This is a genomic window from Clostridium tagluense (assembly GCF_003865095.1).
Classification (GTDB): Bacteria; Bacillota; Clostridia; order Clostridiales; family Clostridiaceae; genus Clostridium_AD; species Clostridium_AD tagluense.
Genome location: NZ_BHYK01000053.1, coordinates 1 through 14,589, shown reverse-complemented (window position 1 = coordinate 14,589; position 14,589 = coordinate 1). Strand labels below are relative to the sequence as shown.

Annotated in this window: 15 protein-coding genes and 1 pseudogene; 10 read left to right on the top strand and 6 right to left on the bottom strand. The window is 30.6% G+C overall.

The genetic code is table 11. The features are described from left to right. Nucleotides 1–152: 152 nt before the first annotated feature. From Ctaglu_RS23285 to Ctaglu_RS23260, 6 genes are all read left to right on the top strand, one after another. Complete coding sequence (locus tag Ctaglu_RS23285; protein ID WP_125006261.1) at nucleotides 153–833, top strand: methionine ABC transporter permease; 681 nt, start codon at nucleotides 153–155, stop codon at nucleotides 831–833. Nucleotides 834–880: 47 nt separating this feature from the next. Continuing rightward, on the top strand, nucleotides 881–1,726 hold the full coding sequence (locus tag Ctaglu_RS23280; protein ID WP_125006259.1) for a MetQ/NlpA family ABC transporter substrate-binding protein: 846 nt from the start codon (nucleotides 881–883) through the stop codon (nucleotides 1,724–1,726). A gap of 171 nt (nucleotides 1,727–1,897) precedes the next feature. After that, nucleotides 1,898–2,413, top strand: a complete 516-nt coding sequence (locus tag Ctaglu_RS23275; RefSeq protein WP_125006257.1) for a hypothetical protein — start codon at nucleotides 1,898–1,900, stop codon at nucleotides 2,411–2,413. A gap of 390 nt (nucleotides 2,414–2,803) precedes the next feature. Continuing rightward, a complete protein-coding gene (locus Ctaglu_RS23270) occupies nucleotides 2,804–3,610 on the top strand; it encodes a TrmB family transcriptional regulator (RefSeq protein ID WP_125006255.1) in 807 nt (268 codons plus the stop codon). A 93-nt stretch (nucleotides 3,611–3,703) separates the two neighbouring features. Then, on the top strand, nucleotides 3,704–4,693 hold the full coding sequence (locus Ctaglu_RS23265; RefSeq protein ID WP_125006253.1) for an ornithine cyclodeaminase family protein: 990 nt from the start codon (nucleotides 3,704–3,706) through the stop codon (nucleotides 4,691–4,693). Nucleotides 4,694–4,830: 137 nt separating this feature from the next. Next, nucleotides 4,831–5,001 (top strand): small, acid-soluble spore protein, alpha/beta type, encoded by a 171-nt coding sequence (locus tag Ctaglu_RS23260; RefSeq protein ID WP_125006251.1) that lies wholly within the window; start codon nucleotides 4,831–4,833, stop codon nucleotides 4,999–5,001. A 109-nt stretch (nucleotides 5,002–5,110) separates the two neighbouring features. Here the strand turns inward: Ctaglu_RS23260 and Ctaglu_RS23255 are convergent, their stop codons facing one another. The 4 genes from Ctaglu_RS23255 to yjeM all read right to left on the bottom strand — a co-directional run bounded on the left by Ctaglu_RS23255 (nucleotide 5,111) and on the right by yjeM (nucleotide 10,650). Beyond that, nucleotides 5,111–7,081 carry a sensor histidine kinase gene (locus tag Ctaglu_RS23255; RefSeq protein ID WP_125006249.1) on the bottom strand — a complete coding sequence of 657 codons (1,971 nt, stop codon included), beginning with the start codon at nucleotides 7,079–7,081 and terminating at the stop codon, nucleotides 5,111–5,113. Nucleotides 7,082–7,239: 158 nt separating this feature from the next. Beyond that, entirely contained in the window at nucleotides 7,240–8,367 is a 1,128-nt protein-coding gene (locus tag Ctaglu_RS23250; protein ID WP_185732934.1) for an amidohydrolase, read from the bottom strand. A 179-nt stretch (nucleotides 8,368–8,546) separates the two neighbouring features. Further along, nucleotides 8,547–8,894: a hypothetical protein gene (locus Ctaglu_RS23245; protein WP_125006245.1), complete on the bottom strand. Its 348-nt coding sequence runs from the start codon at nucleotides 8,892–8,894 to the stop codon at nucleotides 8,547–8,549. 244 nt (nucleotides 8,895–9,138) lie between these two features. After that, the gene (gene yjeM / locus Ctaglu_RS23240; RefSeq protein ID WP_125006243.1) at nucleotides 9,139–10,650 is read right to left on the bottom strand and encodes a glutamate/gamma-aminobutyrate family transporter YjeM; all 1,512 of its coding nucleotides are present in this window, start codon (nucleotides 10,648–10,650) and stop codon (nucleotides 9,139–9,141) included. A gap of 281 nt (nucleotides 10,651–10,931) precedes the next feature. On the opposite strand from yjeM, the gene Ctaglu_RS26090 reads away from it, so the two are divergent. Further along, nucleotides 10,932–11,384, top strand: coding sequence for a YbaK/EbsC family protein (locus Ctaglu_RS26090; protein WP_125006241.1), 453 nt, complete (start codon nucleotides 10,932–10,934; stop codon nucleotides 11,382–11,384). A 959-nt stretch (nucleotides 11,385–12,343) separates the two neighbouring features. Here Ctaglu_RS26090 and Ctaglu_RS26540 read toward each other — a convergent pair. Together Ctaglu_RS26540 and Ctaglu_RS23225 are read right to left on the bottom strand one after the other, a co-directional pair. After that, nucleotides 12,344–12,784: pseudogene (locus Ctaglu_RS26540) on the bottom strand (recombinase family protein); the annotation flags it as partial. Between the two features lies 1 nt (nucleotide 12,785). Next, on the bottom strand, nucleotides 12,786–13,196 hold the full coding sequence (locus Ctaglu_RS23225) for a helix-turn-helix domain-containing protein (protein WP_125006237.1): 411 nt from the start codon (nucleotides 13,194–13,196) through the stop codon (nucleotides 12,786–12,788). Between the two features lie 223 nt (nucleotides 13,197–13,419). On the opposite strand from Ctaglu_RS23225, the gene Ctaglu_RS23220 reads away from it, so the two are divergent. The 3 genes from Ctaglu_RS23220 to Ctaglu_RS23210 all read left to right on the top strand — a co-directional run. Beyond that, nucleotides 13,420–13,629: a helix-turn-helix domain-containing protein gene (locus Ctaglu_RS23220; RefSeq protein WP_125006235.1), complete on the top strand. Its 210-nt coding sequence runs from the start codon at nucleotides 13,420–13,422 to the stop codon at nucleotides 13,627–13,629. A gap of 71 nt (nucleotides 13,630–13,700) precedes the next feature. Beyond that, the gene (locus Ctaglu_RS23215) at nucleotides 13,701–13,904 is read left to right on the top strand and encodes a hypothetical protein (protein ID WP_125006233.1); all 204 of its coding nucleotides are present in this window, start codon (nucleotides 13,701–13,703) and stop codon (nucleotides 13,902–13,904) included. Then, on the top strand, nucleotides 13,897–14,589 hold a 693-nt coding region (locus Ctaglu_RS23210; RefSeq protein ID WP_125006231.1), incomplete at its 3' end, for a phage antirepressor KilAC domain-containing protein. The genes Ctaglu_RS23215 and Ctaglu_RS23210, both read left to right, overlap by 8 nt.

Here is a 14,589-nt window from a genome sequence, read left to right as displayed (position 1 = left end):
AATAGGAGGACCGCAAAATTCTACAAACTTGTCAAGTGTTTTATGCGAAAAAAGTGGGGGAATCAACAAAAATTAATGATACTAAAAATGAGTAATCACAGGAACTAAGGAGTTTCCGTGAACGCTCAATATAAATGTGGAGGTGATAAAGCATGCATCAGTTTTTAGTAAATTACCTGCCAAACGTAGTGGAATTATTTCCTGATATGATAAAAGCATTATGGGAAACTATTGGAATGGTGAGCATATCCGGATTTATTTCTACACTTATAGGAATTCCTTTAGGAATCATTTTAGTAGTTACAAGGCCAGACAATATTTTAGAGAATAGCGCAATTTACAATGTGGTGGGTAAAAGTATAAATATATTCAGAGCAATACCATTTGTAATATTACTTGCTGCAATAATACCTTTTACTCGTCTTGTGGTGGGGACTACTATTGGAATGAAAGGGGCTTTAGTCCCACTAGTTATTGGTTCAATTCCATTTGTGGCAAGACAAATGGAATCAGCACTTTTGGATATTGACAAAGGAGTTATAGAAGCATCTCAGGCCATGAGATCAAGTTCTTTTGAAATAATATATAGAGTTTTACTTAAAGAAGGGCTTCCTGGAATTGTATATGCACTTACAATTACTACTGTAAGTTTGATTGGATTCTCAGCAGTGGCTGGAACTGTTGGTGGGGGCGGCTTAGGTGATTTCGCCATCAGATACGGTTATCAATATTTTAAAACAGATATAATGGTGGCAACAATATTAATTCTTCTTGTATTGGTAACATCAATACAAAGTATTGGAGAATTTATACTGAAAAAATTAAATCATTAAAATAAAGATAGTGTTTACGCTATCCAAAATAAATAGGGGGATTTAAAATGATAATAAAAAAAATATCAGTATTAACAGTAGTGGCGTTAATTACAATAACTGCTTTAGTAGGCTGTGGAAGTTCAAAAGAGGTAATTACTACGCCAAGTAATACACCAACCAAGAAACAAGTAATTAAATTGGGTGTCACAGGAGATGAACATGTGCTTTGGGATAAGATAAAAGTAAAATTAGCTAAAGAAAATATTGATCTTCAATTAGTAAATTTTAGCGACTATATAAGACCTAATCAAGCATTAAGTGATGGTGAAATTGATGCAAATGCCTTTCAAACAATAGGTTACTTTAATAAATTTAAAGCAGATCACAAATTAGATCTTACATCAATAGGGAATACTGTTTTAGCGCCTATGGGAATATATTCCAAAACAGTTGTGGATATAAAAACTCTTAAAGATGGAGCCAGAATTGCTATTCCAAATGATGCAAGTAATGGTGGAAGGGCACTTATATTAATTCAAGAAGCGGGATTAATTAAATTAAAGGAGGGAGTAGGTATAACTCCTACAGTAAAAGACATTATAGAAAATAAAAAAAATCTTAAGATAATTGAACTTGTTGCGACTCAAATTCCAAGATCAATACAGGATGTAGACATTGCTGCTATAAATAATGGTGTGGCAGTAGATGCAGGCTATTCACCACTAAAAGATTCTATTTATACTGAAGATGTTAAAAGGGAAAGTGTAAAAAATTACTTTAATATAATTGCTGTAAAAACTAAAGATAAAGACAATGCAACATTAAAAAAGTTAGTTAAGGCATACCAAACAGATGAAACAAAGAAGGTTATACAAGAATTATACAAAGGGGCTACTTTGCCAGCATTTTAAGTAAGTCTAGCGTTACTAATGTTATGGTTGTTTATTATGGAACAACAAAATGATAATTAAGTAGTTTTGTAACCATTTTGTAGTAAAATTGACATTGGTTTGATACAAAGTGGTGGAGAACATCCCATATAATAAGTATTATTAGATAAGCTTATTAGAAGGGGCGATTTTATGAGAAAAATAGCTGAATTAGCCATAGTGATATTATTAATATTATTCACCGTGGCATACACATCAAAGGCTATGACTAAAGGTAATAATCCACGTTCTAAACAAACAGTTCAAAGTGCTAAAGAAACCCCTGAAAAAAATATCAGTTTTAAAAACTATATTAAATTGATAGGCTTAAGAAAAAAAGAACTTGTAGCAAAGCTTGGAGAGAAATCAACTACTATTGATGATGGGGGATTGGAGTTTTCACAATTAGATATTCGAGTTTGGTTTAAAAATTATGGGAATGGACCAGTAGAACAGATATACATTGATAATAAGGATATAGATTTTAATGGTGCAAAACTTGGTAGTAAAATAGGTAGCTTTCAGAGTGTATTTGGAAAAGCTGTGGAAGAACGTACCACTTTTGCATATAGTAATTTTAAATATGATGGAATAGTGTTATCTATATATTATGATCCAAAAACAGAAACAACTTTTGCTGCATATATTTTAGATGAAAATATTAACTGAAAATGTAACTACAGTGAGAGTTTTTTAGAAAGCTTAGCAAGTAACGCTAAGGTTATTTCATATATACATTTTACGAAAGGTTATAGACCCGCTGGATAAATATAAGATTTATTCATCGGGTCTTTGACGCGTCAATATAATATTTTTGTAATATCTAAAATTACTATGGAACATCGCTACTCATTTTTTATTGACATATTTTCATCAATATTATATGATAGTCACCATAGGTAACTACTATTTTAACGACATTTCAGAAGGAAGTCTCCCACTTCTATAAATGGGGGTCACATACTACAACAAAAGGAAAACTTCAGTGGGAGTCTAAATCTCCTTCTGAAGTCGTTAATTACAGCTCCGCAGGAGATGATTTAAAGGAGAGACTAGTTTATGGAAAAAATAATTTTACTTTTAAAGTCGCTTGAATTAAATGATTCTGAAGCGAAAGTTTATGTAGAGCTCCTAAAGAATGGTCCTTCAACGGGTTATCAAATTAGCAAAATATCTGGGGTAGCACGGTCGAAAGTATATGCGGTACTTGAAAACTTGGTTCGGAAGAATTTTTCAATTTGTTCAAAATCTGAAAACCCTAAATATTACACCTGTATTCCTGTAAAGGAACTAATATCAAAAAAGAAAGATAACTATAATTCCTTACTTGAAGAGATAGAAAGTGAACTTTTAGAATATGACAAAAGTATAAATATGGATTTTATTTGGCATATAAAAGGGTATAATAATATTTTTGATAAGTGCAGGGAGATTATAAAAAATACAAAAAAAGAACTTTTTATTCAGATTTGGCGGGAAGATATAGATGAAATTTTTGATGGATTAAAATTATTAGAATCAAAAAAAATAGATCCCATGGTTATTTTGTACAGTGCAGGGCAGAAATACGATGTTGATTTGAACATTCTATATAAGCATGGGTTCGAAAGTGAAAAACTTAAAGATATTCCTGGAAGATGGGTTACTATAGTTTCCGATTCAAATGAAGTATTATTTGGCTGCATAGAAAATAATAAGATATGTGAGGTTATTTGGACACAAAATTATGCAATGGTTTTTATGGCTAAGGAATATGTGAAACATGATGCTTATTGTCTTAAACTTATAAAATCAGTCAATAATTCTGATAATGAAGAACTTAAGAAATCAGCAGGTAATATTAGAGATATTTTCGAGAAAATGTAGATATTATCGAAAAATCTCTTCAAATATAAAACTGATCCTCTATTAATAGATATTTTTAAAGGTTAGTTGAAGTAAAAATATAGGAGGTACAAAATGTTATTACTTACAAAACATGATATAGAAAATATTTTCAGTATGAAAAATGCAATTGATTCGGATAAAACCGCTTTTAAATTATTTTCACAGAATAAAAGTGTGGTTCCATTAAGAACAAATATTGATATTCCAAAATTGTCAGGTCAAAGTCTGTTTATGCCCGCTTATGTGGAAGACATAGATAGTATAGGAATAAAGATAGTTTCTGTATTCCCAAAGAATGTTGAAAATGGAATGCCTTCAGTACCGGCAAAAATGATACTAATGGATGGAAAAACAGGTGATGTCTGTTGCATAATGGATGGAACATATCTTACTCAGTTAAGAACAGGAGCAGGTTCCGGTGCTGCCACTGATGTGCTTGCAGTTAAGGATGCTAAAAAAGGCGCTCTTATAGGTACTGGTGGACAAGCTGAGTGCCAATTAGAAGCAATGTTAACAGTAAGAAATCTAGATTCTGTAAAAATATTTGATATGAATTTAGAAAGGGCTCAGGAGTTTTGTACAAAAATGTCTGAAAAATTTGCTAAATTCGGCACAGAAATAAGTGTTGCCAAAACAACACAGGAAGCTATTGAAAATGCAGATATCATAACAACTGTAACAACTTCAAAAATGCCTGTTATTGATGGGAAATTTGTAAAAAAGGGTGCTCACATAAATGCAGTAGGTTCATATACTCCGGTTATGCAGGAAATAGATGAATATACAATAAAGAATGCAAACAAAGTATTTGTTGATTCTAAAGATGCAGTTCTTTCAGAATCAGGAGATCTTATAATACCAATAAATAAAGGTATTATTGATAAAAGCAGAATAGACGGAGAAATTGGGGAAGTTCTGCTAGGAATGATTGAAGGAAGAAAAAATGATAATGAAATCACCATTTATAAAACAGTAGGTATAGCCGTTATGGATGTTGTAACTGCATATGATATTTATAATTGTGCTTTAAAAATGCATATGGGCACAGTTATAGAGTTATAATTAATATATATAACATTACAAAAACACTGATGATTAACATCGGTGTTTTTTTTGATAATGAAAAAATACAATTTACATAAATTAATAGCGAATGGCAAATGCTATCCTATAATAAATGATAAAAGGATGGTGTTTTTATGAATGAAAAAGTAGACAATGCTAAAAATAAAACTGAGCAAGCTAAGATTATGGGTGTAAAAATACCTGAGGATGATTACTGGGGGGATTATAGCTCAAAAACCTGTGGTAGCGTTGGCGGAGCCACAAGTGATAATTCTACAAAAAATGATGCTGAGAGTTCTAACTAGAAGAAAAGGATATTAGTTCTACTTAAATAAAAAACAAGCCAATATCAATAAATTTTAATATTGGCTTGTTTTTGTAGCATGTAGCTTGTGAAATTTACATGCTAAGATATTATGAATAAATATCAGAAAACTCAATGTTAATTGTTTGAAGGTCACTTTTTATACTTTTATTTTCAATAGTATCAGAGGGTACCGATACTATTCTGTTTGGTAATTCTATTGTAAATTTGCTACCTTTTCCTATTTCACTTTCAAGGTTAATACTTCCGCCATGAAGTTCAACAATTGACTTAACAAGGCATAAACCTATACCGCTTCCTTCAACATTTCGAAATAATGACTTATCAACCTGCCTAAACCTTTCAAATATAACATCTAAATAAGCACTCTCAATCCCTATACCCGTATCTTTTACAAATATTTCAACACTATGGACTTTATCGTGTATATTTACGAATATTTCATCTCCCTGCATAGAAAATTTAATTGCATTGGAAATAAGATTTAACATAACCCTTTCAATATTAGTAGGGTCACAAGCAATAATTTTCTCCTCAATGTCGGTATCAAAAATAATCTTTAATCCTTTATTTTCAACATATTCAGATACAGATTGAACAATTTCTTCAACAACACTAACTATATTTGTATTGGACATATGTAACTTAAAAAAACCAGATTGAATTTTGGATAAATCTACTAAATTATTAACTAATTTTGATTGTCTATTGCAGTTTTGAGTTATGACCTTAATATATTTCTCAAGCTTATCTTGATTTTCTATTAATGAGTTATTTTTCATATATAAGTCAAATAATTGAGTGGTACTAAAAATAACATTTAAAGGAGTTTTAATCTCATGGGAAATATTTATAAAAAATTCTTCCTGCATTTTCAAGTTCTTTTCTAGTTGAAGTTTAGCTCTAGTTTCTTTAGTTATATCAAGTATAATTGCTATTACCTGTTTGATGTCACCCTCCAGGCCAAGTATTGGCTGATATAATACATTTACAAATGTTTTCTCCCCAAATACAATTAACTCCTTATATTTTATATAGGATGTTTCTTTCTTATCTTTAATCATTTGAAAATGATGAAAAATATAAGTTTTATCAAATTCTGTAATAATATCCGTATAATTTCGTCCTTTAACAATATCAATAGAGTTCATTTTAGGATTTAATCCCTCTATAATATTTAATGCTTTTTGGTTAATGTCTGTGATGCTAAAATCCGGATAGGATAATCTTATAAAGGGTAAATCTAGGGTATCTATGGTCTTGTGGAGAAGGTCAAATTGGCTTTGTAGTATTTTTTCATGCAATACATTTTCTGTAACATTATTCAAACATTGTATTCCGGCAATGAAGTTTCCCTTATCATCATAAATAGGAATACCATTTATATCATAAAAAGTAATACTAGTATTATTAGTTTTCATTACTCTATATCCTGATATTTTCTCACCTCTTAATATTCTAAAACCTGGCATATCTTCATGGGCAATTAAATCCCCGAAAATATCATAATATTTATTATCTTTAAGACTTGCGCCTAGGCTACTAAAGTTATCAACTGTAGAAGGGAATATATCCCTGGCTGATTTATTTAATGTAGTGTAGTTACCATCCTTATCAAAGATGAATAATGCCTCAGATATATTTTCAATAATTGCATTTAATTTTTCATTGCTTTCATATACAGTTTGCTCAAGGTCCCTTTTATTACTTACATCACGGCCAGCTCCATAGATAATTCCTTTATCCCACTCAAATTTTATATTCCATGAAAGCCATTTGAAATTGCCATCTTTGCACTTATATCTAAATTCTAAATTTACAATATCTTGTTGCTCTTTATGAGCTAATAATAATGTATTATTTAGGTTGTTTTTATCATCTGGATGTATAATAGAAAATATATTTAACTCTTTTACTTCACCATTACTATATCCAAAAACATTATTAAAGGCTGGATTTGCATATTTAATTCTACCGTCAAAGTAAGCCATATATAAAATTTGTGGAGTTAAGTTTACCATTTTTTCATAATCTTCTTTATCTAATGTTGAATTATCCAATATTGGTTCCTCCCAAACAGAAGTAAACTTTACAAATTATTTAAAATGACAATATCTTTTTTTTTCGTTTAAACTTCTTTTATAATCTTATCACTATTTACAATTTTTATAAATAACTTTTACAAAGTAGTATACTCATTTTTGCATAATTTGTGCTTTTATTTTAAGGTTGCAATGCTATAAAAAATATCTACACCTGTCTTAATAATACTATCCGGGAAATCATAATTAGCAGTATGAAGCTGGGGCTGTAATTTGCCATCACCCAGGCCGAACATTGCGCCCTTTATATTTTTTAAATAATATCCGAAATCTTCAGACCATCTAAAGGGGGATTGAAGTTCTTCAATATTATAATGATTAGTATTGCACACTTCTAGTATTTTATTAATACATGTATCATGATTTCTTGTCTCAGGAAACTCATCAGAATAACTTATGTTAAAGTTTATTTCATGCGATCTGCAGCACTGCTCCACAAATACTAATATGTGGTTTTCAAGTTTCATTAAATCCTCTTCATTTTCTCCTCGTAATGTTAATAAAATTTCACCTGAGGATGCAGCTGTACCAAAGGCTCTTTCTCCAATATTTATATTTACGATAGTGCAAAGAACCATTCCTTTGAAAACATTGGATTTAGTACTATTATTTAAGAAATTAGTAATATCGGCAGCAGCACTGGATGGATTTATACCATATTCAGGATAAGCTGCATGCGATGGCTTTCCCATTAAAGTAATTATAATTCCTTTTGAGGCACAAGCAAATACATCTCTTTTATAAAGAATATTTCCTCTCTCATATCCAGGTATGTTGTGAAGTGAATATATTTCATCAATTTTATTTTCCACTAAAAAACCATCCTGAACAATTTTTCTAGCACCTTCACCAACTTCTTCAGAAGGCTGAAATAATAAAAAAATATTCCTATGATCTATTGTTTTTTTTTCTATTTCTAATGCTAATCCTGCGAGTATGGCACAATGTCCATCATGTCCACATTTATGAGCAGCGTCTACATTATTGGATCTATATTCAATATCTGTTGTTTCTACCATGGGAATTGCATCCATATCTGCTCTAAATGCAATATTCATGGCATCTTTGCAGGCTATCTTTTTTGCAATGAAATATCCATCTTTAGCAATTATATCGAACTTAGTATTATTTCTCAGGAAATCTATTAATATCTCCATAGTTTTATTTTCATTACCAGAAATTTCAGCATTTTCATGAAGCTTATGTCTTAAATTTATACACAGAAGCTGATTGTTATTATCCATTAGCATTCACCCCTTTATAATGTTTATATTAGATTATAATTATAATATAGTATACTAAATATTTTTTCAATCATTATAATTGGGTAGATGCAAAAATTATGTTAAATATATAAATAACCCAATGTAGTTTAAGTACATCATTGGGCTATATATAACCTTGTTGCAATTTAAGTAATAAACTATTCTCCTATATCGTCTCTATCTGTCATATCCATCATAGAATTCATACTCATCTGATCCATAGGCATCATGTGCATCATAGGATTCATACCCATGTGACCCATTGGCATCATGTGCATCATGGGATTCATACCTGTCATTTGATTCATTGGCATCATTGGCATCATTTGCATCATTTGACACATACACATTTGCATCATGTGCATCATATGCATCATATGCATCATAGGGTCCATTGGCATCATTTGATTCATAGGCATCATGTGCGTCATAGGATTCATCCCCATCATTTGATTCATTGACTTCATGTCTTTAGATTTTTTAGGCCTCATTGAATAATTTTCCATACATATCTCCTTATAAAAATTTTCTACAATATATTATTATGATAAATAATATTTTATGTTACTGTTTTTTTATAAATTAAGAAATTATGGCTAAATCATCATAAGCGCATCTGTTCATAGTATTGCCGACTTCAGAAGCAGATTTAGACTTTAATTGTAGTTCATAGAGTTGATACATGAAAAAAGCCTACCCATTAGGGTAGACTTTTTAAGTGAAAATATGATTTGTTTTATTGAAACTGGATTATAAAGATTTATTGAAATAATTTTTTTCATAGCTGTTATACATTGACCATGCAACTGCCGTAAAGAATATTGGTCCAGCTACACTCCAAATTGTTGTTGGTAAATCTCCTTCGAGTGCTGGTTGTATTATTGAAAAGAAATTTGCAAATCCAACAGTGAACATAACAACTACTGTCCATATTAAAGCACTTCTGTCAGTTTTGAATATTTCAAAAGGCTTAACAATAGCTTTGTTTTTCTTAAATGGTAAGAAAGCAAAGGATATAAACATGTATGGAAGAGTCATAGCTACGTTAGTCATTGAAACTAATATTTCGATGAACTTTTTCATAGAATCTCCACCAACAACAGAAACAAGGAAAATCATAATACAAACTATCGCCGCTTGAACCCACATAGCTTTTTGAGGCATTCCATTTTTCATTTCTGCCATTTTTCCAGGCCATAATTTAGCTGGTGTACCTTCGATTAATTGTTTTAATGGTGAGAACATTAGTGTAAAGAAAGCACCTGATAAAGCTAAGAACATTGAAAGTCCAACGAATCTAGCTACACCATGTCCCATTGCTACTGAAGTAGCTTGGCTTGCTCCGAAAGCATTACCAAGAGAATATCCTAGGTTAGCCATTACTACATAACCAGCATTAGCTAAGTTAACGCTCTTGTCATTCATAACGCTTGACCAATTTGTGAATATACCAACAAGGAATATTCCAAGTGAGTAGCCAATAGATATAACAACCGCTGAAATAACAACACCCTTAGGGAAGTTTTTTTCAGCATTTTCTGTTTCGTCAACCAATCCTCCAACAACTTCTATACCACCATAAGCAAATATAGCAAATACTACGAATGCAAATGATTGAAGCACATTCCCAACAAATTTAGGATTTGGTGAATCTATGAATGAACTAATTCCAGATATTGGTTGAGCTAAATGACCATGATTTCCTATAAATACTAGTATAGCTCCTATAAATAAAACTATATTTAATAATGCAACTGCGCTACCACCTAGTGAAGTTACTTTTTTAATTTTGTCTAATCCCTTAGTTGATATAAATGTAACAAATATTATCCAACATATCCCAAGTATTCCTAGAAATTTTGGACCTGTTAATCCCAATAGACCCCAAGTCTTTGTTGTATCTGTACCAAATATTGCATTTGATATTGGAATCCAAACTGTTGATGCAACGTTAACCATCCAAATTACATAAGATGAATACCACATGAAGGTTCCTATAAAAGCAAATTTTGCTCCTACGGATTTTGCCATCCAAGAGTATATTCCACCCTTTTCGTTTTTGAAAGCTGCACCAAATTCAGCCATCATGAAAGCAAATGGGATGAAGAATGTTATTCCTGATAAAATATACCATGGTATAGCCGCATATCCCATTTTATAAAATGATCTTGGAATGTTATTGAAGCCATAAACTGAAGTAAAAATCATTAAGACCAATGATACCAATGTTAAATGTTTTGTACTTTTGATTTTTTCTGACATGTTTTTTCCCCCTAAAATGTAATCGATTAATAAAAGTTGATAATTACTCTTATTATTATATATTAATCAACAAAAAGTTCAACACTTTTTTAACAAACATTCATAGAATTTATCGACAAATTCTATTGTATAAATATATAATAGCTGAATTAACTTTAATTTTTAGATACTATGGTAATTAATTGTTAGGTTATACTACCTATGGTAAAATGATAATAAATGTAGTAATGGAGTAAAGTAAAAAGGAGAAAGTAAATAATTAATCAACAAAGGAGAAAACAATGATAAAAACAAATGTTATGCGAATTTTAGATAAGATTAAGGCCGAATATGAGGTTATAACTTATGATGTTAAAGATGATAAAATAGATGGGATATCTGTATCGAAAAAGATAGGTAGAGAAGAGAAATATGTTTATAAAACTTTAGTTACAAAGGGAATTTCAAATAACATTTATATTTTCTTGATTCCAGTTAGAGAAGAGATAGACTTTAAAAAAGTAGCTAAAGTAACTAATGAGAAGAGAATAGAAATGTTAGATTTGAGTGAACTTCAACACTATACGGGATATATTAGAGGTGGATGTTCACCTATTGTTGTTTGTACAAATCAGCAAAAAGTTGAAGCAAAATCATTAATCTGGGGGTCGTACACAATACTTTCAAATATGTTCATAACCAATTCTCTTTTAATGTTATTTGGAAGCCCTTTATTAAAAGAACGTATACTCTGATATACAACGTCTCTATTTGTTTTAGTATTCTTAATTTCTATATTTTTATATTCTAATTCTTCTTTTTGCTGAGATAGCTGTTCTTGTTTAATTAATAATTTATCCTGTTGAGCCATTAGCACTTTAGAAACTTTAATGCTTGCAAAAGTTATCTTTTCGGTTAATTGTTCTATTTGACTATTTAATTTTGTAATTTCTCTTTTTAATATTTTTATATTACTATCATAATTTTTATTACCTAGTGAATCATAAATACTGCAAAATCTTTTTTCATTTTGTAAATTTAATATATAATCTTCTACATATGTTTCCAAAACATCTTTTTTTATTCTTTTATTATTAGTACAAGTCTTATACTTACCTTTTCCCATATCTCTACACATATAATATTCATAAGTATTAGTATATGACTTTTCAGTACCATCTTTTAGTTTGTATTTTTTACACCAGTTTTTAGTTTGACCCATATAAGTATTGCCACAGATAGGACATCTTAATGTTTTTGTTAACCAATAATTTTCACTGAATTTGCTATTTTCTTTTTTATTATTTTCGTCAGCAATCTTTTGTACTTGCAACCATGTAGAAGTATCAACAATTCCTTTAACATCACTTGCAACGCACATATAAAAAACACCAGTTTCTTTATCTTTATATCTTAAGTACCCATGTATACCATCAGCTTCACCTATTATCTTATAACCATTCTTTATCAAATAATTACCCGCTAGGTCAGAGCTTTTTACATAAATAGCTTTCCTCAATAATTGCATTAATACATTTTTAGAACTTATAAAGTTAGCATATTTAATATCTATATAATCCATTATTTCAGTTAAATTCTTTCGGCTAGCTTTCATTTCAAATATTTCTCTAATTGCATCACCATTTTCAATATCTAGTGTTTTAATTCCTTGTTTATATCCTATAGGGGCACCACCACCACTCCACTTGCCACGTTTAGCTAAGGCAAGGTTATTATCTCTTACTCTTTGTACCGTATTCATTCTTTCCATTTCTGCAAAAGAGGCTAAGAACATCATTATCATTTTTCCTATGGGTGTCGATGGGTCAAAGCCTTCGGAAATAGATATTAATTGGACATTGTTATTTTGAAATTGATTAAATATGCTTACAAAGTCAACTATATTTCTTGCAATTCTATCAATTTTATAACATACCACAAAATCAATTTTGCCCAATTGTACAGAGGACATTAATCTTATAAATTGAGGTCTATTTATGTTACTACCTGAAAATCCCTCATCTTGAAAAATTTCAAATTCAGCGTTAGGTTGTTTTCTTCTCATGTATTCTGTGCAAAAATTTATTTGGTTTTCTATAGATAGAGAACCTTCTACGTAAACGGATTTTCTTGCATATATAGCAATCCTTTCCATACTATTTATCTCCTTTTATATCAATAGATTTAAGGCTTTGTTTTTTTTCTAAAAGATGCATTGCGTCTGCAAAAGCAGCAGCCGCAAGAATTTCTTTAGCTTCTACCGAAAATTCCTTGCCAGCTTCAATCTCACCGAGTTCGCTTAATTGTTCAAAAGCATCTCTTGAACATTTAAATTCTTCTCTTATACTTAAGTATTCTTTTATATCTGTAATACCATATGTCCAGTATTCGCTAGGTTTATCGGAATCAATAAAGAGTTTCTCTAAAACATCTTTTGAAGGCTCTCTCGTTCCATTTTCCAACATACTATATAGCGTCCTAGCAATTCCTAATCTTTTTGCCATTTCATTTTTTAGTGTAATACCTAATGAGATTCTATATTCTTTTAATCTATCTTTGAATTCCATTTTCAATCCTTCCTTTCTTTCTTTCTTCCTCTTCTTTATTATAGTCACAAAAACATGACATTGCAATGTAAAATTATAAACAAAATTCACATATATGTGACATGATAAGTATAGTTAAGCATTATCAAGCATGAGCGAGGTAATTTAAAATAATGGGATATAGATAACTTTACAGCGTCACAAATCTGTGACATAATACAGATATGGAAAGGAGGAAAGCATAATGGCATTAAAAGAATTACGAAAAGAAAAAGGAATTCTAGCGAAAAAAGTCGCAGAATGTTTGGGCATATCTTACCGACAATATCACAGAATTGAATTAGGCGAAGTCAAAGTCAATAGTTTGAAGTTAGAAATACTATCCCAAATTTATGGAATCAATGGGAAACAAATTGAAAAAAATATTGAGGAGGGAGGTACGGATAATGTCTAAAACAATTGAATTTGAAAAAGAAGTTGCCAAGCTATTGCAGAAATTAAAAAAGAATAAGAAAGAGCAAAAAAATGAATAGACCAGAACCGTCTTTAATAGAAGCTAAAGATGGTTGGATAGTGACAGACGGGTGGATAAGAGATGCACATTTCAGAGTGCTTAAACAGCCAAGTGAGAAAGCCTTGAAATATTTAGATGAATTTTTCTTAGATAATTATATTGAATCTAAAAAACAGGGGAATGAAAATACAAAAGGAGGACAAGTAATTGAATAATTTACAGATTTTTAAAAATGAGCAGTTAATTCCAGTAAGTGAAAATGAAACTGGCGAAGTAATAGTAAGCGGCAGACAACTACATGAGTTTTTACAGATAGGAACTGAATATAGAAAATGGTTTCCTAGAATGGTGGAGTATGGATTTTCTGAAAATCAAGATTATATAAGGGTGTCCCAAAAATGTCCTACCCTTGGAGGAGAACAAGAAAGTGTGGATCATGTAATTAAATTAGATATGGCAAAAGAAATTGCAATGATTCAAAGAAATGAAAAAGGTAAACAAGCTAGACAATATTTCATCCAAGTAGAAAAAGCATGGAATAGTCCTGAAATGATTATGAAAAGAGCCTTGGAATTTGCGAGCAAAAGAATTGAAGATTTAAAGTTTGAAAATATCGTAAAGGACAAGCAGCTAACATTGCAGCAACCTAAAGTAATATTTGCAGATGCAGTAACAGCTTCACACACTTCAATTTTAGTTGGTGACCTAGCAAAGATACTAAAACAAAATGGCTTTGATGTAGGAGCAAATAGGTTGTTTGAAAAGTTAAGAAAAATGGGATATTTGATATGCAGAAAAGGAACTGACTACAACATGCCAACTCAAAGGTCGATGGAGCTAGGGCTATTTCAAATCAAGGAAACTTCTATAGCACATAGTAATGGACATGTAAGTATCTCC

What these genes read in the sequence shown, in the direction of transcription:
- Ctaglu_RS23275 (WP_125006257.1), top strand. Translation starts at nt 1,898, where the DNA reads ATGAGAAAAATAGCTGAATTAGCCATAGTGATATTATTAATATTATTC.
- Ctaglu_RS23260 (WP_125006251.1), top strand. Translation starts at nt 4,831, where the DNA reads ATGAATGAAAAAGTAGACAATGCTAAAAATAAAACTGAGCAAGCTAAG.
- Ctaglu_RS23215 (WP_125006233.1), top strand. Translation starts at nt 13,701, where the DNA reads ATGAATAGACCAGAACCGTCTTTAATAGAAGCTAAAGATGGTTGGATA.
- Ctaglu_RS23265 (WP_125006253.1), top strand. Translation starts at nt 3,704, where the DNA reads ATGTTATTACTTACAAAACATGATATAGAAAATATTTTCAGTATGAAA.
- Ctaglu_RS23250 (WP_185732934.1), bottom strand. Translation starts at nt 8,367, where the DNA reads ATGGATAATAACAATCAGCTTCTGTGTATAAATTTAAGACATAAGCTT.
- Ctaglu_RS26090 (WP_125006241.1), top strand. Translation starts at nt 10,932, where the DNA reads ATGATAAAAACAAATGTTATGCGAATTTTAGATAAGATTAAGGCCGAA.
- yjeM (WP_125006243.1), bottom strand. Translation starts at nt 10,650, where the DNA reads ATGTCAGAAAAAATCAAAAGTACAAAACATTTAACATTGGTATCATTG.
- Ctaglu_RS23285 (WP_125006261.1), top strand. Translation starts at nt 153, where the DNA reads ATGCATCAGTTTTTAGTAAATTACCTGCCAAACGTAGTGGAATTATTT.
- Ctaglu_RS23225 (WP_125006237.1), bottom strand. Translation starts at nt 13,196, where the DNA reads ATGGAATTCAAAGATAGATTAAAAGAATATAGAATCTCATTAGGTATT.
- Ctaglu_RS23280 (WP_125006259.1), top strand. Translation starts at nt 881, where the DNA reads ATGATAATAAAAAAAATATCAGTATTAACAGTAGTGGCGTTAATTACA.
- Ctaglu_RS23220 (WP_125006235.1), top strand. Translation starts at nt 13,420, where the DNA reads ATGGCATTAAAAGAATTACGAAAAGAAAAAGGAATTCTAGCGAAAAAA.
- Ctaglu_RS23270 (WP_125006255.1), top strand. Translation starts at nt 2,804, where the DNA reads ATGGAAAAAATAATTTTACTTTTAAAGTCGCTTGAATTAAATGATTCT.
- Ctaglu_RS23245 (WP_125006245.1), bottom strand. Translation starts at nt 8,894, where the DNA reads ATGGAAAATTATTCAATGAGGCCTAAAAAATCTAAAGACATGAAGTCA.